The organism is Archangium sp., assembly GCF_036277355.1.
GTDB lineage: Bacteria > Myxococcota > Myxococcia > Myxococcales > Myxococcaceae > Archangium.
In genome coordinates, this window is record NZ_DASUNC010000116.1 from 15,404 (window position 1) to 37,417 (window position 22,014).

At 68.5% G+C, this 22,014-nt stretch carries 16 protein-coding genes and 1 pseudogene; 4 read left to right on the forward strand and 13 right to left on the reverse strand.

What is annotated here, in order from left to right; all coding sequences use genetic code 11:
- Positions 1–37 precede the first annotated feature (37 nt).
- From ppsA to VFZ09_RS29440, 6 genes and pseudogenes are all read right to left on the reverse strand, one after another.
- Positions 38–2,644 carry a phosphoenolpyruvate synthase gene (ppsA, locus tag VFZ09_RS29415; RefSeq protein ID WP_329731016.1) on the reverse strand — a complete coding sequence of 869 codons (2,607 nt, stop codon included), beginning with the start codon at positions 2,642–2,644 and terminating at the stop codon, positions 38–40.
- Between the two features lie 202 nt (positions 2,645–2,846).
- Positions 2,847–4,538 carry a polysaccharide deacetylase family protein gene (locus tag VFZ09_RS29420; protein WP_329731017.1) on the reverse strand — a complete coding sequence of 564 codons (1,692 nt, stop codon included), beginning with the start codon at positions 4,536–4,538 and terminating at the stop codon, positions 2,847–2,849.
- A 127-nt stretch (positions 4,539–4,665) separates the two neighbouring features.
- Positions 4,666–4,977: pseudogene (locus tag VFZ09_RS29425) on the reverse strand (sensor histidine kinase); the annotation flags it as partial.
- Positions 4,978–5,066: 89 nt separating this feature from the next.
- Positions 5,067–6,278 carry a GNAT family N-acetyltransferase gene (locus VFZ09_RS29430; protein ID WP_329731018.1) on the reverse strand — a complete coding sequence of 404 codons (1,212 nt, stop codon included), beginning with the start codon at positions 6,276–6,278 and terminating at the stop codon, positions 5,067–5,069.
- A 59-nt stretch (positions 6,279–6,337) separates the two neighbouring features.
- Positions 6,338–7,513, reverse strand: coding sequence for a DegT/DnrJ/EryC1/StrS family aminotransferase (locus VFZ09_RS29435; RefSeq protein WP_329731019.1), 1,176 nt, complete (start codon positions 7,511–7,513; stop codon positions 6,338–6,340).
- The gene (locus VFZ09_RS29440) at positions 7,501–8,619 is read right to left on the reverse strand and encodes a GNAT family N-acetyltransferase (RefSeq protein WP_329731020.1); all 1,119 of its coding nucleotides are present in this window, start codon (positions 8,617–8,619) and stop codon (positions 7,501–7,503) included. Before VFZ09_RS29440 ends, VFZ09_RS29435 begins: the two co-directional genes overlap by 13 nt.
- A 230-nt stretch (positions 8,620–8,849) precedes the next feature.
- Between VFZ09_RS29440 and VFZ09_RS29445 the strand changes: the two genes are divergently transcribed.
- Positions 8,850–10,265, forward strand: a complete 1,416-nt coding sequence (locus VFZ09_RS29445) for an FAD-dependent oxidoreductase (protein WP_329731021.1) — start codon at positions 8,850–8,852, stop codon at positions 10,263–10,265.
- A 30-nt stretch (positions 10,266–10,295) separates the two neighbouring features.
- Here VFZ09_RS29445 and VFZ09_RS29450 read toward each other — a convergent pair whose 3' ends face one another.
- The 6 genes from VFZ09_RS29450 to VFZ09_RS29475 form a co-directional block, all read right to left on the reverse strand.
- On the reverse strand, positions 10,296–11,354 hold the full coding sequence (locus VFZ09_RS29450; protein WP_329731022.1) for a gluconeogenesis factor YvcK family protein: 1,059 nt from the start codon (positions 11,352–11,354) through the stop codon (positions 10,296–10,298).
- A gap of 89 nt (positions 11,355–11,443) precedes the next feature.
- A complete protein-coding gene (locus VFZ09_RS29455) occupies positions 11,444–12,829 on the reverse strand; it encodes a sugar transferase (protein WP_329731023.1) in 1,386 nt (461 codons plus the stop codon).
- 98 nt (positions 12,830–12,927) lie between these two features.
- On the reverse strand, positions 12,928–13,665 hold the full coding sequence (locus VFZ09_RS29460) for a CpsD/CapB family tyrosine-protein kinase (protein WP_329731024.1): 738 nt from the start codon (positions 13,663–13,665) through the stop codon (positions 12,928–12,930).
- Between the two features lie 40 nt (positions 13,666–13,705).
- A complete protein-coding gene (locus VFZ09_RS29465; protein ID WP_329731025.1) occupies positions 13,706–15,127 on the reverse strand; it encodes a GumC family protein in 1,422 nt (473 codons plus the stop codon).
- A 27-nt stretch (positions 15,128–15,154) separates the two neighbouring features.
- Complete coding sequence (locus VFZ09_RS29470) at positions 15,155–16,309, reverse strand: hypothetical protein (RefSeq protein WP_329731026.1); 1,155 nt, start codon at positions 16,307–16,309, stop codon at positions 15,155–15,157.
- 57 nt (positions 16,310–16,366) lie between these two features.
- A complete protein-coding gene (locus VFZ09_RS29475; protein WP_329731027.1) occupies positions 16,367–17,008 on the reverse strand; it encodes a polysaccharide biosynthesis/export family protein in 642 nt (213 codons plus the stop codon).
- A 359-nt stretch (positions 17,009–17,367) separates the two neighbouring features.
- Between VFZ09_RS29475 and VFZ09_RS29480 the strand changes: the two genes are divergently transcribed.
- On the forward strand, positions 17,368–17,568 hold the full coding sequence (locus VFZ09_RS29480; RefSeq protein WP_329731028.1) for a hypothetical protein: 201 nt from the start codon (positions 17,368–17,370) through the stop codon (positions 17,566–17,568).
- A 54-nt stretch (positions 17,569–17,622) separates the two neighbouring features.
- On the opposite strand, the gene VFZ09_RS29485 is transcribed toward VFZ09_RS29480, so the two are convergent.
- The gene (locus VFZ09_RS29485) at positions 17,623–17,793 is read right to left on the reverse strand and encodes a hypothetical protein (protein WP_329731029.1); all 171 of its coding nucleotides are present in this window, start codon (positions 17,791–17,793) and stop codon (positions 17,623–17,625) included.
- A 305-nt stretch (positions 17,794–18,098) separates the two neighbouring features.
- On the opposite strand from VFZ09_RS29485, the gene treZ reads away from it, so the two are divergent.
- Positions 18,099–19,979 (forward strand): malto-oligosyltrehalose trehalohydrolase, encoded by a 1,881-nt coding sequence (gene treZ / locus VFZ09_RS29490; protein WP_329731030.1) that lies wholly within the window; start codon positions 18,099–18,101, stop codon positions 19,977–19,979.
- Positions 19,976–22,012 (forward strand): amylo-alpha-1,6-glucosidase, encoded by a 2,037-nt coding sequence (locus tag VFZ09_RS29495; RefSeq protein WP_329731031.1) that lies wholly within the window; start codon positions 19,976–19,978, stop codon positions 22,010–22,012. Before treZ ends, VFZ09_RS29495 begins: the two co-directional genes overlap by 4 nt.
- Positions 22,013–22,014: the final 2 nt, after the last annotated feature.

Genomic DNA, 22,014 nt, shown 5'->3' on the forward strand with positions numbered 1-22,014 from the left:
GAACTGCTACTTCGCTCTCGCTCTACAACCTCGCTCTCTACAGCACCTCCACATACCCGTCCGTTCCATTCACCCGGATCCGCTGCCCGTCCTTGATCAGCCGGGTCGCATGCTGCACGCCGACAACCGCCGGTAAGCCATATTCGCGTGCGATGACGGCCCCGTGGGTCATCAGTCCGCCCACTTCGGTGACCAGCCCCTTGATGGAGACAAACAGGGGTGTCCAGCTCGGATCGGTGAAGGCCGTGACCAGGATGTCCCCATCCTCCAGATCGGCGTCTTCCATGGTGAGAAGGACGCGGGCCCGTCCCTCCACAACCCCGGAAGAAACAGCCAGTCCGACGATGGCCTGGGCGGGAAGCGCTCCCCGTTTGTACGCGCCTGCGATGCACTCCCCCTCAGACGTGATGACCCGCGGGGGACTCAGCTTTTCATACCGCTTGTACTCGTCCTTCCGCCTGGTGACGACCTGGTCATCCAGCTTGTTCGTGCGAACCACTTCGCGGAACTCTTCAAAAGAGAGGTAATAGGCATCTTCCTTCTCATGAAGAACCCTGGCTTGTACGAGCCGCTCGGCTTCTTTCAGCAAGGCCTGTTTGTACACGAAGTAGCGGCTCACCATGCCGTACTTCGGATACTCCCGGTAGCCGATGAGATTCCGGACCAGGCTGATCATTCGCTTCGCCTCCGTGGCTTTGCGATCACCCTCCGGTAGTTGCGCCAACCGCTCCAAGAGCTCCTGCTCTTTTTTCAAAGCCTCCTGCCGCCCCTGCTCGAATCTCCGGCCGCCGGCACCAGGCTCGAAGTTCTTGATGTTGCTGAGGATCGTGGAGACGAGCGTCGCTGGCTTTTCACTCCAACGCGTCCGGGTGATGTCGATTTCCCCGGCACATCGCATACCGAATCTGTCGAGAAACGCTTGGATCGCGTCCCGGGCTTCCCGTCCGCCCTCGAACTTCAGCAACCCGTCCAGAAAGCCATCGTCCGTGGCATGCCGCAGATAGGCAAGCACTTCCGGATATGGACGAATCACATCCGCGACATCCAGGAGCGCCAGACCCATTTCCGACGTGATATTGCCTGACACGGATTGCGTCAGCGTGTCTGCCGCATTCTTCTCACCCAGCCACTCCTTCATGTTCTCATTGATCCACGAAGAAGCATTCAGCGCAGCCATGATCAGGCCGAGGCCTTGCGGATCGAACAAGAGCCGCCTCAACTCCTGGATATCGTCCAGAATGAAATCAAAGAGCTCCGCTCCTGACCTTGTCTGGATGTCCCGCTTCAACGCCTCTATCGAGGCCTGACTGCGCGCAATCAGGGTTGCCGGATCGGTTTCGGTCTGGGCCTGAAGACCCGCAGCCGGCGCACCGGCATTCCCTCCACTGGGAACCGGCGCTTTGTTCTCATCCAGCACCGGCTTGACGAAATCTCCCCGCTCCATGACGGTCAAGAGAGCGTCCTTGATGAGCGGATCGGATTTTCCGAGGCCCTCTATCACCAGGTTCCTGCTGGCAGGCGAAGCCAGTCTCTGGGTGACATCCACGAACAACCTTCCACCCGCTTTGCGCATGGGCGCGGGGGTGGTGAGCAGGAAGAACGACAATCCCAGGGGCTTGATGGGATCGGTCATCATCTGCTGATGACCGACGGAGACGTAGACGTGATTCTCCTGATCACTCGCTTCCGGGACCGGGAATAGCGTGGTGATCGGCCGGCTCTGGACGATGTGGAATGCATCATCCGCCAGGCACCATTCGATGTCCTGGGGCTGGCCGAAATGTTCTTCGATCTTTCTGCCCAAGCGCTCGAGCCGCTGAATCTGCTCGTCCGTCAGCACCTGCCGGTTTTGCTGTTCCGGCGCAATCTCCTGTTCGCTCGTGCCGCCGCCTTTCGCGGCATGAATCGCCAGCTTCTTGGTGGAGATCTTCTTGTCGACGATCTCGCCGTTGCGCACCTTGTAGCTGTCCGCATTCACCCATCCGGAGACCATGGCTTCACCCAGTCCGAAGCCGGCATCGATGGACACCACCTTCCTGTTCGACGTGACGGGGTCCGCGGTGAACAAGATTCCCGCCGCCCGCGGGAAGACCATCTTCTGCACGACCACGCACAACTGAACCTTGCGGTGGTCGAAGCCGTTCTGCATCCGGTAGATGATCGCGCGGTCCGTGAACAGCGAAGCCCAGCATTTGCTGACATGCGCCAGGATGGCCTTTTCTCCGATGATATTCAGATAGGTATCCTGCTGCCCGGCGAAAGAAGCCGTCGGCAGGTCCTCGGCCGTAGCACTGGACCGCACCGCAAACGCACCCTGCTCACCCAACTTCGCGAGAGCGCCCGCGATCTCTTCGGCAATCCCCTCGGGAATGGGAGCTCGTTCGATGGCCAGACGAATCTTCGCGCCGATCCCGCTGATCCGCTCCCGCTCTTCCGCCTTCAGATGCGTCAGCTCATCCAGCAAGCGAGCCAGCCCCTGATTATCGCGGGTCATTGCTTGATACGCTTCGGTGGTCACGCAAAAACCCGCCGGGACCTGGATCCCCTTGATTCCGGACAGCTCGCCCAGGTTGGCGCCCTTGCCGCCTGCAAGCTTCAGCTTCGTTCTGTCGATCTCGTGAAACCCAAGCACGTATGCGTTCATGGATTGTTCCTGGGGAGCAAGAGCTTCAACGAGCCGGTGCCCGCGTTGGCGGACCTGTTGGAGCTCTCGAGTGTCGAGCTGGGCGGAGGGGTGACCCCTGAAACGCGAGACGGCTCAGGGCCCCGGGTTCTCTGGAACCTGGGGCCTTGAGCCTTCTCTAGCGCCGCATCCCCCCCCTTCTAGGGGTTGGGAATGGGGAGTCTCAGGGGAGCAGTTGCACGTCGTCGAGGTAGAGCGTGCCCTGATCGACGCCCGACTGATCCTGGATGTAGACCTCGCGGAGCGTACCGTTGCTCACCCCCAGCGCGCTGAACGGGAGGACGATCCGCTCCCACGTACCCGGCTGGATGGGGTGGCCCAGCGCCTGGTCCAGGCGGATCTCCCCGAGGAAGCTCGAGCCGTCGCTGAAGATGATTCGCGCGATCTGCCCGCCCGAGGTGCCACCGTGCACCCACATCGAGAGGGTCTTGTAGCGGCTCAGGTCCACGCCCGCGCTGGTGTGGAAGTAGAGGGACGACCAGCTGTCCAGCTCGACGGAGAGGGCGGACGTGCCCGCGTGGACGGTGCCGCTCGAGTAGAGGTCGTGCGTGGCCCAGCTCCAGTCATCGAAGCCGGCGCCGAGGCCATCCGCGTAGAGCGAGAAGGCCGCAGGCGGCGGAGGCGGCGTGGTCGTGCCGGCCTTCAACAGCCGGATGTCGTCGAAGTACACGGTGGCCTGGTCTCCGCCCGTGTCGTCCTGGAGGTAGATGTCGCGCACGGTGCCGGTGGACAGGCCCACGGTGCTCAGCGGAACGGTGACCTGCTGCCATGTGCCCGCCAAAATGGGGTGGCCCAGCACCGCGTCCAGCCGCACCGAGCCGAGCAACCGCGAGCCATCGTAGAACACCAGCCGCACGCCCTGGCCACCCGAGGTGCCGCCGTTCACCCACAGCTCGAGGGCCGAGAACTGGTTCGCGGCGAGCCCCGTGTTGTGGTGCAGGAAGAGGGCATTCCAGCCATCGAGCTCGGCGGAGATGGACGTCAGGCCGCTGTGCACCACCGTGCGGTCGGCGAGGTTGTGCGTGGCATAGCTCCAGTCCGCGAAGCCATCGCCCGGGGCGTCGTCATAGACGGTCGCGTTGCCCGAGGTGTCTCCCGTCAGTCCATCCATCAGCGCCACGCCCTGCGCGACGGTGACGGGCTGGAGATTCTTCGTCTGGAGGTAGTCGAGGATGGCCTCGAAGTTGGCCTGGTTGATCTCCATCGACTGGGTGGGCGTGCCGCTCACGAACTGGTGGAAGGTGAGGATGAGCCAGCTGCCATCGGCGGCGGCGCTGTCGATCCACCCGCGCACGGTGTCCACGGTGACGGCGCTGTGCACGTCGTAGGCGCGGAGCTGGAGGATGTTCGAGTCCTTGAAGTTCTGCCCGCCGTTCACCGTGCGGTGGCTGCCGTAGTACTTCTGCACGGTGGCCAGCACGCCCGCGTTGTAGGCGCCGTAGGGCGAGGCGAACGAGGGCACCGCCGCCAGGCCGAACTGCGTCTTCAGCCACGCCTGCGAGTCGCGCAGCTCGGTCTCCACCTCCGTGGCGGACAGGGTGGTGAGATCCCGGTGCATCATCGTGTGGGCGCCGATCTCGTTGCCCTCGGCGATGAGCGTCTGGATTTGCGGCACCGTCATGTAGCCGAGCCACCCGTTGCGGATGCCCTCGGTGACCAGGAAGTACGTGGCGGGGATGCCACGCGCGTTGAGCGCCGGGCGCGCGCCCGTGAACTGCGACGGCCAGCCATCATCCAGCGTGATGCTCACCATGCCCCGCTGGAACGGCGTCGAGGCCCTCGCGGTTCCCGCTCCCACCCACACGGCCACCACGAGCCCGCACAGCACTCGATACAACCCGGTCAATCCGCCCATGTGCACCTCAATGTCATGGATCCCCCCTCGTCCAAACGGCCGCCATCATAGAGAACGTGAAGGGAACGCAATGAATACCGCTCTCCCTTGAGTTTTCCGGATGCGGTTGGATCACTCGAAGTGCGGGTCACCCGTGCCTGGCGGCCTCGAGCCGTTTCATCCACCGGAGCAACGGGTTGGATGCGGTTTCCACGTAGGCGGAGGCCGCCTGGATCCTCACGTCCACCTCCGTGCCGCCCTCCGGCGCGCTGCTCATCCGCAGCGCTCCCCCCAGGCGCCTGGCGCGCTCGAACATGCCCTTGATGCCGTAGCGGCCCGGCTTGCCCTGGTGGTTGGCATAGAGGGGCTCCAGGCCCCAGCCGTCATCCCTCACGCACAGGCTCAAACCGTGCGCGTCATAGGCCAGGGACACGGCGATGGACTGGGCCTTCGCGTGGCGTACCGCGTTGCCACGCTGTCGAACTGTGAAGCACCAGTCCCTGCACGCCCTGGAGAAGCGTGTCGGCTACTCCTGGCTGGCTCGAGGGCTCAACCGCGGACCGCGGAGAGCTTGCGCCGCAACCGGCGCACCCGCTCGACCATGTCCCGCGGCAGCACGCGCCTGGCCACCTCGCGCACCTGCCTCATGGCCTCCTCGCGCCGCACCAGCCACTCCCCTGCCCCACCGGGCGACAGCACGCGCACCGACACCGTGCGCCGCTGCTGCGTCGTCCAGTCGGACTTGTAGGACTCGGTGCCGCGCAGGAAGTCGTACTCGGTGAGCCCCGCCTCGATGGCGTCCTTGAACGTCTCGCCCACCAGCACCAGGCCCACGCTCCGGTTGCGCCACGCCGGATCATAGCCGGACTGGAAGTAGACGAACGTGTCCCGGTGCAGGATGCCGTACACCGAGGCCACCGCCTGGCCTCCCACCTTCATCGTGTACAGGCGCAGCCGCCCCCGCTCCGCCAGCAGCTGCGTCGCGTCACGGTGGAAGGACTCCACGCCCTTCCCTCGAATGCCCTGCGAGCCCCCGTCCGACTCCCACCGCGCCGAGTGCAGCCGGAAGAAGTCCGTCAGCGGCCCCGCCAGCGCCCCAGGCGCCTCCGTCTTCTCGATGCGGTAGCCCTCCTGCTTCTCCAGCCACTTCTTCCGCCGCAGGAAGTTGTCCCGCCGGCTCGTCCGCTTCAGAAAGCCATCGAAGGTCTCGCCCTTCGGCAACGACTCGTACGGGCACACGTACCGCGTGGACATCCGCAGGTCCGCCCGGTACTTCTCGAACGTCTCCCGCAGCACCCGCACCGTCACCGAGTCCTCGCGCAGGTCCGTCAGGTCCAGCACGTCCCACTGATCCCTCAGCTCCCACAGGACCTCGGCGAAGACACGCGCCACTTCTTCCTCGCGGCCCCTCCGCGCGACCACGTCCAGGTAGTCGCTGCCCACGTGCGTCTCGCCCAGGAACGCCAGCCGCCTCACCGGCCTCCCCAGCATCCAGTGGTACTCGAAGCCCAGCGGCATCAGCCCCACCAGCGCCCCCGTCCGATCCTTCGCCTGCAACACGAAGGGTTTGCGGTCCGCGCCGATCCGCCGGCACCACGGATACAGCCACTCCCACGCGTTGAACGGACCCGCGTTGCTCGCGTCGAGCAGCTCGCTCCACGTGCTTCTCAGGCTCGCCAGCTGGGACAGCTCCCGTACGGTGCCCACCTCCAGCCATCGCGCCGGGCTCGGAGTGGGTGACAGTTCCGCTTCGTGGATCACGGTTCGACCTCGTGGGAGGGAGGGACGTCTGGGATGGGTTTCAGGGACGGATGGGTGGATCAGCCCGCGTGCTTGCGGGTGCGCCGGTCCTGCGTCAGCGCTCCCCTCACCGCCAGCGCCACCTCCGCCATCACCTCCGGCGAGAGATCCTGGTGGCACGGAATCTCCACGATGCTCCGCCTCAACTGCATCACCTCGGGGAAGGCCGAGGCGTCGCACGCCGGGTGCATGTGCCTCCAGAAGTCGATGGCCTCGATCCCCCGCGCGTGCAGCCTCGCCAGCACCTCCGCCTTGTCCTCCACCACCAGCGGGTAGAAGAGCGGGCTCACCCCCGCCGGCAGCTGGTTGAACAGCGGCGGCGACACGTCCCTCAGCCGCCCCAGCAGGAAGAAGTAGTTGCGCCGCCTCCGCTCGACGATCGCCTCCAGATCCTGCGCCTGGGCGATCCGCTTCGCGAACGGGCTCATCCCCAGGTCCACGTGCCGCCGGTCGAAGTGCTGCGTGCCCGTGGCCACCCGCTGGATGTCCGCCGCCTTCACCGCGCCCTTGCCCAGGCTCCGGATGAAGCTGCGCACCCCGCGCCCGAACCGGCCCCCGCGCAGCTCCAGGTTCTGCAGCAGCGCGGAGAGCGTGTGGCTCAGCGTGGACGTGAAGGGCGGCGTGGGCGGCTCGGGCAGGCTGTACTGTCTCGGGCCGTTGACGACGAGCGCCCCGCCGTGCGGCAGCGGCAGCGTCTTGTACAGGCAGAAGATGCCAATGTCCCCCGTCGTCCCCAGCTGCACCGAGCCATCCGCGCTCAGCAGCGACAGCGCGCAGTCCTCGATGAGCGGCAGCCCGTGCTTGTCCGCGATCCGCCGCATCTCCTCGGCCGGGCCGGGGAAGCCCGCGTAGTGCGTGAGGTAGAGCGCCTTCGTGTTCGGCCCGATGCGCCGCTCCACGTCCTCCACGTCCACGTCCCACCGGCTGCCCACCCGGTAGAAGCGCGGCGTGGCCCCCGCGTCCGCCACCGCCTCCACCTCCACGCCGTGGTGGTAGGCCGGCATCAACACCTCGCCCTTGTCCAACCCCAGCATCTTCACCGTCAGCCACACGGCGTTGCGGGCGAAGTAGAACCAGCGGACGTTGGGCGCGCTGAAGGGCATGAAGCCGCTCGGCTCACCGCGGCCCAGCAGCATGCCCGGCCACAACGTCGGCAGGGCGGGGACGAACAACTTCGTGGTCTTCAGCGCTTCCATTTCGCCACCACCTCCCTGGCCACCGGGGCCCAGCGGAACTTCGCCGCGCACATCGCGCGGCCCAATGCCGTGTCGTTGAAGACGTAGAGCCACGTGTGGCGGCGCACCTTGTCCGTCCAGTCGCGCTTCCACACCATGTCCGGCCCCAGGAAGTCGAACTCGCGCAGGCCCCGCGAGATGCAGTCGCGCAGCACGTCCTCCATCAGGAGCTGGCCCGGGCTGCAATCTCCCAGCGACTCGTCGTAGCCAGGCTTCAGCAGGAAGTAGCGCCCGCCGTACTCCAGCGCGTACTGGAAGGCCACCGCGCGCCCGTCCAGCCGCATGTAATACAGCGCCAGCCGGCCCGCGTACCCCGCCGTGCGCGCCAGCTCCGAGTAGAAGCCCCGCGTCCGCGTGTCCTGCGCCATCGCCGTCCCGCGCTGGCCCTTCCAGCCGCTCGCCTCCAGCGCGAAGCCCTCCTCCAGCTTCGCCTCCAGCTCCAGCCCGCCCTCCACCCGCTCCACCGTGACGCGGCCCTTCTCCTCCAGCTTGCGGCGCCGGCGGCGGCAGTTGGCCTTGAACTTGGACTGCAGCGTCTGCTGGTACGCCTCCCACGAGCCCGGCAGCGGGATGTAGGGCGACTGCAGCGACTCCCACGTCCCCACCGACAGCCCCGCCGACTTCGCCGCCTCATGGAGCGACCAGCCGGCCCCACCCTCGGGCACGTCCGTGAGCAGCAGCACGTCCCAACTCTTGTCCGCGCGCAGGTGCGAGAAGAACGCCTCCGCGGCGGCCCCGGGCTCGCGCGCCACCACGTCGAAGCGGCACGAGTGGGTATTGGCCGTGGCGCTCAGCTGCCGCACCGGCACCCCATACATCGACGCCCGCCCCGCCATCAGCGGCAGCACGGCGCTCAGCCGCCCCGCCTCGTCGCGCAGCGTCAGCACCCGCGGCCGAGACTCCGGGGCGAAGTTGTCCACCCACACCCGGATGAACTCGTGACGGTAGAAGGGCTCATCGGCCGTGGACTCCACGAGCGCGTTCCACTCGGGCTCGAGCGCCATGAAGGCGGTCCGATCCGGCACCTCGATGACGCCCGGCGCGGGGGAGAGCTGTCTGGCTTCCATGTGAATGTATCCGGCTCCTGACGGCGCGGAGCCCCAAGGGTCCGCGTGCGCCGGAAGGTGGTAACGGACGCGCCCGCCCACAACCCACGCGCGGCATTTCCCTCTGGCCCCCGGGTACGAGCACACATGGTGGGAACCGGTCGCTCCGGGCAGGCAGGCTGTCAGGTGTTCGACGTTCAGGCGGGTTGTCGCCTACGCTCCAGGCCCTCATCCGCGGCACCGAGGTCCTCATGAGCACTGCGACTCCCCTCTCCCCCCCGCCTGCCGGCAAGCACGCCCTCGTCTATGGCGGCAGCACGGCCGGGTTGATCGCCGCGGGCGTCCTGTCCCGCCACTTCGAGCGCGTCACCCTGGTGGAGCGCGACCGCCTGGAGAACAGCCCCCAGCTGCGCAAGGGCGTCCCCCAGGGGGCCCACGTCCACGGCCTGCTCACGCCCGGCATGAACGCCCTGTGCGAGGTCTTCCCCGGCTTCCGCGAGGAGCTCCAGGCCGCCGGCTCCCGCTTCGTCGACTTCACCGGCGATCATGCCTGGTTCATGGGCGGCTTCTGGCGCCCCAGGCTCCGGTGCGGCCTGCACTTCTACGCGCAGAGCCGGCCGCTGCTCGAGTGGATCATCCGCAAGCGGCTCCTGGCCCTGCCCAACGTGACCGTGCGCGATGGCCGCGAGGTGACGGGCTTCCAGACGAGCGCGGACAAGGGCCGCGTCACGGGAGTCCACCTGCGCGTCCCCGGCGGAGGCCAGGAGGAGACGCTCGAGGCCGAGCTGGTGGTGGACGCCAGTGGCCGCGGCTCGCGCACGCCCCAGTGGCTGGAGGCCCTGGGCTACCCGCGCGTGGAGGAGACGCACATCCAGGTCGACGTGGTCTACGCCAGCCGGCTCTTCCGGCGGCCTCCGGACCTGGTGGCGGACTGGAAGATGATGACCCTCGCGCCCCAGCTGCCCACCGAGCCGCGGATGGCCGTGCTCTCCACCATCGAGAACGACCAGATGCTGCTGCTGCTCGGCGGCTGGCATGGCGTGCAACCGCCGCTGGATGATGCCGGCTACGTCGAGTTCACCCGGACCCTGGCGCAGCCCCACCTGTACGAGGTGCTCCAGCGCGCCGAGCCGCTCGGGCCCATCAACGTCTTCCGCTACTCCCACAACCAGCGGCGCCACTACGAGCGCATGCCCCGCTTCCCGGAGGGCCTGGCGCCCGTGGGAGATGCGTTCTGCTCCTTCAACCCCATCTACGGCCAGGGCATGACCACGGGCGCGCTGCAGGCGCGGACCCTGGGCCAGTGCCTGAGCCAGGGCCTGGACAGCGTGGTGCAGCGCTACCGCCGGCAGGTGGGCCAGCTCCTGGAAGCGCCCTGGGTCATGGCGACGACCGGGGACCTGCGCTTCCCCCAGGTGGCGGGCAAGCGGCCTCCCGCGTTCGCCCTGACGAACTGGTACGGCGACCGCTTCCAGCGGCTCGCGTGCTCCGACGAGGAGGCGCTGCTCACCTTCGTGCGGGTGATGCAGATGATCGAGCCCCCCACGGCCCTCTTCTCGCCGCGCCTGGCGCTGAAGGTCCTCACCTCCCAGCCCACCGCCGCCACGCGGGAGCGCAAGCCGGAGCCGCCCTACGCCCCGGCCGCCGTCAAGGAGCAGGCGGCCTGAGCGGGCGGCTCCCCCGGGAGGAGCCCTCGCCTACAGCCCGGAGCGCGCCATCTTCAGCAGGCAGCGCGCCACCTTGCGGCTGTCGTGACGGACGCGCGGGCCCTCCTTGAGGAGGTCCGCCTCCACCGGCACGACGCCCGCGCTGATGAGGGCGCGGCGATCCACCCGGACGGGGAACTGCCCCTTGAGGGCGTAGCGCTTCGCGGCCTCCTCGGACGGCAGGGCGCCGTTGATCAGCACCGCGTCCAGCACCGGGCCCACGTGGTCGATGACGGCGCGCACGTGGTCCAGGCAGTCCATGCCGTCCGTCTCCCCCGGCTGCGTCATCAGGTTGGCCACCATCACCTTCAGCGCCCGCGTCTCGCACAGCGCCTGGGCCACCCCGTCCACCAGCAGGTTGGGCATCACGCTCGAGTACAGCGAGCCCGGCCCGATGGCGATGAGGTCCGCGGTGCGGATGGATTCGATCAACCCGTCCACCGGGGGCGGCGAGCGCGGGCTGAGCAGCACCTTGCGGATGCGGCCGTGGGCGCGGCTGATGTTGCGCTCGCCCACCACCTCGGTGGCGTCCTCCATCTGCGCCACCAGCTGCACCGGCGAGGTGGTGCTGGGCAGCACCCGGCCCTTCACGCCCAGCAAGTCCCCCGAGACGCGCACCGCCTCCAGGAAGTCGCCCTTGAGCTCGGCGAGCGCGGCGATCAGCAGGTTGCCCACCGCGTGACCCGCCAGCCCGCGCTTGCCCGCGAAGCGGTACTGGAAGACCTCGCTCAGGGGGCTGTTGCCCTTGCCGCCCGCCAGGGCCACCAGGCAGTTGCGCACGTCCCCGGGAGGCAGCGTCCCCCGCGTGCGCCGCAGCCGGCCGGAGCTGCCGCCGTCATCACTCATCGCCACCACGGCGGTGATGTCCAGACCCGGGTCTCCCAGCTTCGGATCCGCGCGCCGGGCCAGGCCGCGCAGCACCATGGGCAACCCCGTCCCACCCCCCATGGCGACGATCCGCGTCGGCCGGACATCGAGCGCCTGCAACAGCTCGTTGCGGTTGCCCGTCCGGCGCTCCTCGCGCGCCTCCCACTCCAACGACTCGAGCATGTCCCATCCCTCCAACGCCCATCCCCACCACCACCGCCGGGCCCCCCGGCGGTGTCCACCCGACCCGAGCCACTCCGGCCCGTACCGCCCTACCGCGCTCCCCGCGCCAGCAACACGTGCCGCACGGTGTGGAAGATGATGCCCATGTCCAGGAACAGGGAGCCGTTCTTCACGTAGTACAGGTCGAACTCCAGCTTGTTGCGCGCGTCCTCCACCGAAGCCCCATACGGGTAGCGGATCTGCGCCCACCCCGTGAGGCCGGGCTTCACCGCCTCACGCAACCCATAGAAGGGAATCTGCTGCTTGAGCTGCTCGACGAACACGGGGCGCTCCGGCCGCGGCCCCACGAAGCTCATGTCTCCCGTCAGGATGTTGAAGACCTGGGGAATCTCGTCGATGCGCGTCTTGCGGATGAAGCGGCCCACCCGCGTGACACGGTCATCATTCGCCCGGGCCCACACCGCGCCGTCCTTCTCCGCGTCGGTGCGCATGCTGCGGAACTTCCACAGCCAGTACGTCCTGCCATGCAGCCCCACGCGCTCCTGCCGGTAGAAGAGCGGCCCCTTGGACTCCAGCTTGATGGCCACCGCCACCAGCAGGAGGAAGGGCGCGGCGCACAAGAGCAGCGTCGAGGCCACGGCGATGTCGAAGACACGCTTGGCCCACCGCCGGGGGCGCGACACCGTCAGCTCGTCCGCGAAGGCGAAGTCGCTGGTGCGCAGGTGCGCCACCGGGAAGCGGCGCAGCACGCGCTCGCAGAAGCCGGCGGCCTCGTACACCCGGCGCCCGGCCAGACGGCAGCGCAGCAGCGCCTCCATCCAGTTGGCCCCGCGCATGTCGTCCGCCGCCTGCACCACGAACTCGGCCCCGAGCCGCTCGGCCATCACGTCCACCGGCTCGGCCGGCTCTCCGTTGGCCCGCGGCTCGCGCGGATCCACCAGCGCCACCACCTGGAAGCTGCCCTCACCGCCCTGCTCGATGGCGTTGGCCACCGAGCGCGCCTTGAGGCCATCCCCCACGATGAGCACGCGGCTGGGAACCCCCACCACCGCGCGCAGCGAGGAGCGCACCAGCAGCGTCCCCACCAGGGCGCCCACGGCCCCGCCCAGCAGCGCCCCGGGCGGCAGCTGCACCGGCAGCACCGCCGGCACCGCCAGCATCAACAGGCCCACCACCGCCGTCGTGACGCCCGCCGCCTTGAGCAACCGCGCGCCCCGGCCCCGGTCCTCCGCCGCCACCTTCAGGTTGTACAGATCCATCAGGTAGAGCGAGAACTGGAAGGTGGGAACGAACGTGGCCCCCAGCAGCAGCAACCCCGGCATCGCCTGGTGAAGGGCCAGATGGGTGTCCGCTGGCGCCAGCATCCTCGCGCAGGCCGCCGCCCCCAGCACACACGCGAGGGCAATGGCGGCGCCCTCGATGACGAAGAGCGTCAGCTTCCTGGATGAAAAGTAATGATGGAAAACCCGAAGCACGTATCTCCCTCCGACCGCCTCGCCCAATCCCCCCTGTGCTGCCCCGCGACACCCGGCCACGCACCGCTCCCGCGTGGCCGGGTGGACCGCACCGTCCGCTACTTCCGGACGTAGTTCTTCAGGTACGGCGTGTCGCTCATCTCCGCGCCGTTGAGCACGCAGCCCAGGATGGGCGCGCCGCCCAGCTGCTCCACGGCCTGGTTGACGGCCCGGGCCGGGGTGACGTTGGCGCGCACCACCATGAGCAGACCGTCCGTCTGGTGCCCCAGGATGGCCGAGTCCGCGAAGGGCAGCGTCGGCGGCAGGTCCATGTAGACCTCGTCGAAGTGCTCGCGCACCACCTTGAGGAACTGCTTCATCTTCCCGCTGGCCAGCGACTGGGTGGGCTCCTCGGGCGTGGAGCCCGCGGTGATGACGGCCATGCGCGTGGCGTGGAAGCGGCGCACCAGCTCGCGCACCTCGCACTCCCCGTTGAGCAGCTCCGTCAGGCCGGGCCGGCCCTTGATGCCGAGCACGTCCGCCACCTGGCCGCGGCGCAGGTCCGCGTCGATGAGGAGGATGCGCCGCTCCGGATTCGCCCGGGCCGCCGCCAGGGCGAGGTTGACGGTGGTGACCGTCTTGCCCTCGCCGGGCATGGCCGAGGTGACCCCCACCACCTTGAGCGGACGCAGCTCGCGCATCCGCTCCAGCCGGTAGTAGAGGCTGCGGTACTGCTCCGCCGCACTCGACGCCGGCGCCGTCAGCGACACCACCCGCCTGTCCACCGCGTTGGGCGAGCCCGCCGATTCATCCACCCGGGGAAGGAAATTCCCCGCCCGTTCCATTTGCTGCTCCATTCCATTCCTCCCGGATTCCGCGTTGTTCACCCGAAGTCTCCTAGTTGAGCGGCGAATCGTTCGTGGACGACGTCACCACTCCATTGCGGTTCCCCGTGGCGGGCATCAGCACCCGCTTCTCCGCCTTGCCTTGCATGTTCGGGACCACCGCGAGCACGGGGAGGGGCAGCCGCTCGCGCAGCTCCTGGGTGTCGCGGATGCTGTCGTCGCGCATCTCCATCACCACCCCGGTGAGCACGCCCACGCCCAGGGCGAGCAGGAAGGCGATGAGCAACCCGCTGACCCGGTCCGGCCTCGCCGCCGCCACCGGCACGCCGGCCGGGGAGATGGTGTTGAAGAGGCTCGCGGCGCTCTTGGCCTCGAGCTCCTGGGCCAGCTCCGCCTCCACCCGGCGGGACACCACGCTCTGGTACTTGGTGCGGGCGATCTCGTAGTCCCGGTTCAGCACGCCCAGCGCGTGCGCCCACTGCGGGGTGCGATCCAGGCGCGACTGGTACTCCTTGGCCTGCACGTGCAGCCCCTCGATCTCCTTCTGGATGTTGGTGATGAGGTCGGCCACGCGGGCGCGCTCCTGGCGCTCGGCGAACTGGCGGCTCTCGGCATCCTTGCGGCGCTCACGCAGGGTGTTGAGCTCCTGGGTGATGCGCTTCACCTCGGGGTGATCCGCCGTCCACGAGGAGCGGGCGGCCACCAGGCCCTGGGTGAGGGTGCTCTCGGCGGCCTCGAGACGGCCGGCCTCGCTGTCCGCGGCGTTGCGGGCCCGCGCCAGGTCGGAGCGGCGGGCCTCGGCCACGCGCAGCTCCTCGGACTTCGTCTGCAGCAGCGCGCCCACGCGCTCCAGGCCGCGCATGTTCATCTCCAGCTGCTCGGGCAGCTCACCCTGGTGCTCCACCTTGAACTGGGCGATCTTCTTCTCCCACTCGGTGACGCTCTTGGAGAGCGCGACCACCTCGTCCTCGAAGAGCTGGGTGGCGCGCGCCGCCTGCTCCTGGCGGGACTTCTGCGCCTCCTCCGCGAAGAGCTGCGGCAGCCGGTTGGCCACCCGCGCCGCCACGTCCGCATCCGTGCTGGCGTACGTCAGCTCGAAGGCGCTCTCCCCCTCCACGCGCACGGTGATGTCCTTGCGCATGCGGTTGACGGCCGCCTCCATGCCCTTGTCCGAGACGATGTCCGGATAGAGGTTCATCTCCTCGATGGCCTTCTGCAGCACCGGCCGCGCCATGAGCTCCTGGCGGACGGTGAGCAGCCGCTGCTCCACCAGCTCACTGACGGTGCGCTGCACCATCTCCTCTCCGGGGCGCTGGTGCTGCACGCGCACCACCGCCGTCGCCTCGTACACGTTCGGCTGGCTCAACACGATGGCGGCTCCCACCGCGAACACTCCCAGCACGATGGCCCCGACCAGCACCTTCCGGCGCCACAGTGCCTTGAGCACCTGGTCTGCCGTCATCCCACGCTCCATGTGCGCTCCTCCTCCTCGCTCCACGTGTCACCAAGCCTTCATGTGCAGCCGGACCGCCGCGACGTTCCGGGTCAGGTTCATTCCCGCCGCCACTTCCTCGTCCATCCCCACCTGCGCGATACGGTCCACGGCCGTCTGCATCGACACATACCGGTTGATCTTGAACTCGAGCCCCGCGCCCAGCGCGTAGCCCTGGGCCACCCGCGCCCCCCCATCCCAGGTGAAGGCCCCCTCCCCTGGCGCGCGTCCATTGCGGAAGAAGCTGGCCATGCCGTAGACGGACACCCGGTCGTTGAAGTGCCGGTTGAGCACCAGGCCCGCGAAGTCCGCCCACAGCGCGTTGGTGAAGCCACTGGCTCCCACCAGGTCGTGCCCCGCGACGAAGCCCAGGTCGAACGGCCCCGCCTCGTGCAGCAGCTCCAGCTTCACCCGGGGAATCACTCCCCCGGTCCCATCCTGGGCGGTGAAGAACACCGGGCCACCGCGGGCGGTGAACGTCGTCTGCCGCGACAGCCGGTAGCGCAGCGCACCGAAGGCACCGTGCGCCTGCTGGAAGTTGTCGCCGAAGACGAAGCCCTGGTAGCGGTACTCCGCCCCCAGCGACAACCGCCGCGTGGTGCGCAGCCACAGCTCCGCGAACGGGGTGTGCACGAAGCCGGCGTCGCTGCCCGCAACCTGCACCCTCACGCCCTCGAACGCGTAGCCGGCGCCCACGTCCACCACCCGGCTCAGCCGCCCCGACGCGTACACCCGCGACTGGCCGTACAGCACCGGGTCCGTCGAACGGGCCACGCTGTCACGCGGCAGCGAGGCCGGGTCCGTCACCCGGTAGATGTTGCCGGACACCTCCACCCGCAGGCGGCGCGACAACCGCTTGTTCACCAGCAGCCCGCTGCGGTGATCCAACGTCACCCGGCCACTGCCATGCCGCATCAGCAGATCCGCCGCGTAGTAGCACTCCAGCTTCAGCGTCGGATCCTTCGCGTCCAGCCCGATCCGCGGCGTGACCTTGGTCATCATCTGACCGCCCGTCACACCGGCGTCGTTGAGCCGGAAGTCGTCGTCGTAGCGCTCCTCGAGCGACACCCGGGCCCGAGGCTCCACCACCGTGCTCGCGAGCGCGGCCGGAGAGGTCCCCACGACCGCCGCCGCCGTCAACCATCTCTTCCAGGAAACCCTCACGGCACCCTCCATCCCCACGCACCCACCCAGACCACGCCCCGCGGTGCCTCGTCTCCACTACGGCACGATGATGGTGTCACCGGGCCGCAGGATGAGCGGCTCGTACTTCTGCGGCTGCTCCACCAGGTCGCGGTAGCTCACGGAGATGTAGTCGCCCTGCGTGGCGCCCTCCGTGTCACCCGAGCCACCCGTGCCCGAGCCCTCCGCCTTGTTGGCCTGCTGCGCCGCCGAGCGGCGCAGCACGACGATGGCGTCCTGGTCCGCGAAGTCGGTGAAGCCACCCGCCAGGGCAATGGCCTGGAGGATGGACACCCGGCCGCGCAGTGGGTATGCGCCGGGGTGCGTCACCTCGCCAGTGATGAAGACGCGGCTGCTGTTCACCTCGCGGACGATCACCGTGACGCGGGGCTCCTGCACGTACGGCTTGAGGGCCTCGCGAATCTCATCGGCCAGCTCGTTGGGGGTGCGGCCCTCGGCCTTCACCTCGCCCACCATGGGCAGGGAGATGAAACCATCCGGGCGCACCGGCAACGTGCGCGAGAGATCCGCGTCACGCCACACCGCCACATCGAGGACGTCCTCACGGCCGATGCGGTACGGCTGGTCCGAGTTGTCCACCCGCGCCGTGCCCCGGTGGGCACACCCCGACAGGAGGAGCAATCCCAGCACCACCCACCACCTCGCGCTCGTCTTTCCCATCGCTCGCCTCTCCCCAAAGTCCCCTGCCTCCCAAAAGGACAGGGCTCACATGTTCGCGGGAGGCATTAGCAGCGGGTGTGCCAAAGCCCCCGGGCGGGCAAAGTCCCCGGATCGTCATGGGTTACGCGCTACACCCCTGAGGAAGAGGGAGGGATGTCCGGGAAAAAATTCCGGCATCACACCGTGGGGAGGATGCGGATCACTCGCCCGAGGGCACATACAAAGGGAAAAGCATTTCCCACACCGTGTCAGGGCTTTTCCCATCTCCTCGGGGGAAGACGTGGCACGCCGCTTGAAATCATCTCTCGCGGAACCCGGGCGCGGGAAAGGCCCGGGCGAGCGAGGAGTGGACGGCGGCTATGCGCAAGGCGGCGGCGGGGGCGGTGGTCGGGATGTTCGCGGTGGGAGCGGGAATGATGACGCTGCTCGGCTCGGTGCTGGGCACCTACGCGGAGGCGGCCTCGCTGGCGCTGGTGGGTGTGGGCCTGTTCGCGGGCAGCTCCGTGCTCAGCGGCGGCAAGGAGACGGTACCCACGGCCGGCATCGCCAAGGAGGCCTGAAAAAGCGACGGAGAAGGCTCGCGGAGTGGATGGGAACTCCGCGAGCCCAGGAGGTCAGGCCCCCTTCCCCGCGTCCTGGAAGGTGGCCTGGTGGCAGAGGAAGTTGCCCTGCGTGAAGTAGAAGCCGGTCGAAGCGGAGGTCGCCGTCGAGCTGTAGCAGAGACTCACGACGATCTGGGCGCGCTCCCGGTTCTCTCCCGACACGGTGTAATCGCTGGCGGCCATCAAACAGGTCCCGTCCGTGACCGACCCATTGGTCCTCACCAGGAAGAAGCCGCATGCTGACTCCCCCTCCAGGGATCGCATACGGCGTTCGAGCCCGCTGCTAGCACACTGGCGGCCACGGAGAAGAGGTCGGGCGACACCCACCTGGGTGCCCCGCCCGCTCCCAGGAAGTCGCTTGGCTTCGGGAGGCATGCGGGCGGGCATGCGCAAGGCTCGCCAGGAGAGGTGTCGAGGGAGGCACGCCTTCTCCTGGCGCATGACCCTGCACACCCTCACGGCATCCCCATTCCGCTTGGGAGGAGCCATTGGGGTCCAGAAGCTTCCAACTCACCCTCGGCGCCCGCCTGCTCGAGAATGGCCGCACCCATTTCCGGGTCTGGGCACCCCGGCGCCGGCGGGTGGACGTCTGTCTCCATGAGCCGGGCGGTCTGCGCTACCTGCCCCTCGAGCACACCGGACGCGGCTACTACGAGGGCACCCTGCCCGTCCCGGCGGGCAGCCTCTACAAGTACCGCCTGGACGGCGGAGAGGCCTTCCCGGATCCCTGCTCGCGCTTCCAGCCCGAGGGCCCGCATGGCCCCTCGCAGGTGGTGGATCCCACGCGCTACGCCTGGAAGGACGAGGGGTGGCCAGGCATCACCGTGAAGGGCCAGGTGCTCTACGAGCTGCACGTGGGCACCTTCACCCCCGAGGGCACCTACGAGGCCGCGGCCCGGAAGCTGCCACTGCTCCAGGAGCTGGGCGTCACCACGCTGGAGCTGATGCCCCTGCACACCTGCCCCGGCCGCTTCAACTGGGGCTACGACGGCGTGCAGCTCTACGCGCCCCACCCGGCCTACGGGAGCCCGGACGCGCTGCGGCGCCTGGTGGACGAGGCCCACCGGCTGGGGCTCGGCATCATCCTGGACGTCGTCTACAACCACCTCGGGCCGGACGGGAACTACCTGGCCCAGTACTCCGAGGGCTACTTCAACAAGAAGTACCCCAACGAGTGGGGCGACCCGACCAACTTCGATGACGGGGAGGCGGCCGGCCCCTCGCGCGACTTCTTCATCCAGAACGCCTGCTATTGGGTGTCCGAGTTCCACTTCGACGGGCTGCGCGTGGACGCCACGCAGAGCCTGTACGACGCCTCGCCCCGCAACATCGTCGGGGAGCTCGTCGAGCGGGTGCGCGAGGCCGCGGGGAAGCGGAACGTCCTCCTCATCGGGGAGAACGAGCCCCAAGACGTGAAGCTGGTGAAGCCTCCCACCCAGGGAGGGTACGGCGTGGACGCCCTCTGGGTGGATGACTTCCACCACTCGGCGAAGGTGGCGGCGCTGGGCCGCTCCGAGGCCTACCTGCAGGACTACTGCGGCACGGCGCAGGAGCTGCTGTCGTGCGTGCTGCGCAACTCGCTGTACCAGGGGCAGTACTACCAGTGGCAGAAGAAGCCCCGGGGCACGCCGCTGCTGCGCACGGAGGCGAAGCACGTCGTCTTCTACCTGCAGAACCATGATCAGCTCGCCAACGCCCTGAAGGGCGAGCGGCTGCACCAGCAGGCGGGGCCCGCGCGGGCCCGGGCGCTGACGACGTTCCTCCTGCTGCTGCCACAGACGCCCATGCTCTTCATGGGCCAGGAGTTCTTCGCCTCCTCGCCCTTCCTCTACTTCGTGGACCACCACGCGGAGCTGCAGGAGCTGGTGCGCAAGGGCCGTAATGACTTCCTCTCCCAGTTCGCGAGCGCCCGCCATGCGCTGGAGAAGGAGGGATACCAGGTGCCCTTCGGCGAGGAGGCCTTCCGTCTGTCCAAGCTGGACTGGTCCGAGCGCGAGAAGAACACCTCGGCCCTGGCGCTGCACCGGGATCTGCTGAAGCTGCGGCGGGAGGATCCGGTGTTCGCGGCGCAGGACCTGAGGAACATCGCGGGGGCGGTGCTGTCACCGCACGCGCTGGTGCTGCGCTACTTCGGAAGCGAGCAGGAGGGCGACCGCCTGGTGGTGCTGAACCTGGGGACGGAGCTGGAGGTGGCCCCGTGCCCCGAGCCGCTGCTGGCACCGCCTCCGGGAAATAAGTGGAGCCTCCTGCTGGCTTCTGAGCAGGTCCGCTACGGCGGAATGGGAAGCCCCTCCTTCGCGAACGAGACGCGCATGAGGGTGCCTGGACAGACATCGCTCGTGCTCGCGAGCGAGGAGACGAAGACGTGACCCCTGGAACTGAGTGCCCCTCCCTGCCCCGGCTCGCCTTCGATTGGCCCACCGGCGCGGACTTCTCGGACGTCATCACCCGCGAGTGGCTCGTGACCAACGGGCGGGGCGGGTACGCCTCGGGCACGGTGGCACGGTGCAACACGCGGCGCTACCACGGGCTGTTCATTCCCGGCATGGAGAAGCGCGGCCGCACGGTGATGCTGGCACGGCTGAGCGAGCATGCCATGGTGGAAGGCCGCACGTACCGGCTGGACGCGGAGGAGCGCGCGGACGGGACGCAGGTGGCCGAGGGCCCCACGCTGCTGCGCGGCTTCCACCTGGACGGCCTGGTGCCGCATTGGATCTACCAGGTGGGCGAGGCGCGCCTGCAGCGCAAGCTGGCGCTGGTGCACGGGGAGGACACGCTCGTCGTCCTGTGGGAGCACCTGTCGGGACCGGAGGTGACGCTGCGGCTGCGCCCCTTCCCGGCCCTGCGCATGCACGATGACAAGCTGCACCACACGCTGCTCGAGCCCGTCGTGCACCTGAGGGGCGCGCGCGTGGAGATGCAGGCCACGGACCACGCGCCCCCCATGCGGATGCGCATCTACTCGCCCTGCTCGGTACCGTTCGTGAGCCTGAGCGAGACGAGCACGCCCCAGTTCTTCCGGGTGGAGAAGTCGCGCGGGTACGACTACGAGGAGACGCTGACGAGCCCGGGCTGCTTCGAGTGCACCCTGCGGCCGGGCGAGCACCTGGCGCTGGGCGTCACCACGGAGGACTGGACGATCCTGGAGCGGGACCCGGTGGAGACGCTGAAGCTGGAGTACGAGCGCGAGCGGCGGCTGCTGGTGCGGGTACCGGAGGAGGCGCGCGCGGGCGTGCCGGCGCGGCTGGTGCTGGCGGCGGACCAGTTCATCATCGACCCGATGCGCCCCGCGGACGACGCCTGGGCGCGCGCGGTGGGTCAGGACGCGCGCTCGGTGATCGCCGGCTACCACTGGTTCACGGACTGGGGCCGGGACACGATGATCTCCCTGGAGGGGCTGACGCTGTGCACGGGCCGGCCCCGCACGGCGGCGGCCATCCTGCGCACCTTCCAGCACTACGTGCGCGACGGCCTGCTGCCCAACCTCTTCCCCGAGGGCGGCCACGAGGGCCTGTACCACACCGCGGACGCGACGATGTGGTTCTTCCACGCGGTGGACCGGTACCTCGAGCACACGAAGGACCACGAGTTGCTGCGGGACTTCTACCCGACGATGGCGAGCATCATCGAGCACCACCAGCGGGGCACGCGGCACAACATCCGCATCGATCCAGCGGATGGTCTGCTGACGCAGGGGCAGGAGGGCTACCAGCTCACGTGGATGGACGCGAAGGTGGACGGCTGGGTGGTGACACCGCGGCGCGGGAAGCCGGTGGAGATCAACGCGCTGTGGTTCAACGCGCTGCGGTTGATGGTGGAGTGGTCGGAGCGGCTGGGCAAGGACGCGAGGCCCTACGCGGCGGCGGCGGAGAAGGCGTATGCGAGCTTCAACCGGCGTTTCTGGAACGCGCCGGAGGCGTGCCTGTTCGACGTGGTGGATGGAGAGGACGGGCGGGATGATCCGGCGGTGCGGCCCAACCAGGTGTTCTCCATCTCGTTGAAGTACCCGGTGCTGAGGCGGGACAAGTGGGAGCCTGTGCTGGAGAAGGTGCGCAGGGAGCTGCTGACGCCGGTGGGCCTGCGGAGCCTGGCGCCGGGACATACGGACTACAAGCCGAAGTACGACGGAGATCTGCGGGCGCGCGACGCGGCCTACCACCAGGGCACGGTGTGGGGCTGGTTGATCGGCCACTACGTGGACGCGACGCTGAAGGTGAACACGGACAAGACGGCGGCGCGGGCGTTGCTCAAGGGGCTGGAGGAGCACCTGGAGCACTCGGGCGTGGGGCAGATCAGCGAGATCTTCGATGCCACGGAGCCATACCGGCCGCGCGGATGCGTCGCCCAGGCGTGGAGCGTGGCGGAAGCGCTCCGCGTCTTCCTGAAGACCGGCGTGCATTGAAG

What these genes read in the sequence shown, in the direction of transcription:
- ppsA (WP_329731016.1), bottom strand. Translation starts at nt 2,644, where the DNA reads ATGAACGCATACGTGCTTGGGTTTCACGAGATCGACAGAACGAAGCTG.
- VFZ09_RS29420 (WP_329731017.1), bottom strand. Translation starts at nt 4,538, where the DNA reads ATGGGCGGATTGACCGGGTTGTATCGAGTGCTGTGCGGGCTCGTGGTG.
- VFZ09_RS29435 (WP_329731019.1), bottom strand. Translation starts at nt 7,513, where the DNA reads ATGGAAGCGCTGAAGACCACGAAGTTGTTCGTCCCCGCCCTGCCGACG.
- VFZ09_RS29440 (WP_329731020.1), bottom strand. Translation starts at nt 8,619, where the DNA reads ATGGAAGCCAGACAGCTCTCCCCCGCGCCGGGCGTCATCGAGGTGCCG.
- VFZ09_RS29445 (WP_329731021.1), top strand. Translation starts at nt 8,850, where the DNA reads ATGAGCACTGCGACTCCCCTCTCCCCCCCGCCTGCCGGCAAGCACGCC.
- VFZ09_RS29450 (WP_329731022.1), bottom strand. Translation starts at nt 11,354, where the DNA reads ATGCTCGAGTCGTTGGAGTGGGAGGCGCGCGAGGAGCGCCGGACGGGC.
- VFZ09_RS29460 (WP_329731024.1), bottom strand. Translation starts at nt 13,665, where the DNA reads ATGGAGCAGCAAATGGAACGGGCGGGGAATTTCCTTCCCCGGGTGGAT.
- VFZ09_RS29465 (WP_329731025.1), bottom strand. Translation starts at nt 15,127, where the DNA reads ATGGAGCGTGGGATGACGGCAGACCAGGTGCTCAAGGCACTGTGGCGC.
- VFZ09_RS29475 (WP_329731027.1), bottom strand. Translation starts at nt 17,008, where the DNA reads ATGGGAAAGACGAGCGCGAGGTGGTGGGTGGTGCTGGGATTGCTCCTC.
- VFZ09_RS29480 (WP_329731028.1), top strand. Translation starts at nt 17,368, where the DNA reads ATGCGCAAGGCGGCGGCGGGGGCGGTGGTCGGGATGTTCGCGGTGGGA.
- VFZ09_RS29485 (WP_329731029.1), bottom strand. Translation starts at nt 17,793, where the DNA reads ATGGCCGCCAGCGATTACACCGTGTCGGGAGAGAACCGGGAGCGCGCC.